The following is a 457-nucleotide window of genomic DNA, read 5'->3' as shown; positions in this document are numbered from 1 at the left end:
AAAGCTGAAACTCATAATAGGCCTGCTCTTTGTAAGGTTCCGACGACATTTTTTCGTAAAACATCTCGGGTTGAATACTGTATTTCTCCAGTAGGTGTCGGTAGGATTCATTATCGGTTAAATCTCTGCCTTCGAAGTGCAAGGCATATTGCAAATCACCGGCAAACTGTACCTGTTGATCGGGGTATATTTCTTTAAAAATGCATAATGCGATAGCAGGTTTCTCGGAGTTAGGATACCAATCGCTTAAATCGGGGTTATTGATATGCCATAAATAATCGGGTCCAAAGCTAATACCGCTATATTCCTCCACCGTTTTATAGGCTTTTTGTATATATCCTGCCGTAGCACTAATATGAACAGGTTCTTCCGGTAATACCATACCACCGGAAAGTACTTCGATTTGGAGTGTAGGGAATTGTTGCACAATTTCTTTCATCACCGGGCTAAATCCATA

The 457-nt window shown here is 40.7% G+C and carries 1 protein-coding gene; it reads right to left on the bottom strand.

Annotated elements, in window-relative coordinates; all coding sequences use genetic code 11:
- A partial coding sequence (locus ACQPUW_RS17285; RefSeq protein ID WP_430838667.1) for a hypothetical protein occupies positions 1-442 on the bottom strand: 442 nt, incomplete at its 3' end.
- Positions 443-457 lie beyond the last annotated feature (15 nt).

The organism is Clostridium sardiniense, from assembly GCF_050584765.1.
Lineage (GTDB): Bacteria > Bacillota > Clostridia > Clostridiales > Clostridiaceae > Clostridium > Clostridium sardiniense_A.
Note: the sequence above shows the minus strand (reverse complement) of the source record. Positions and strands in the feature narration are given on the sequence as shown.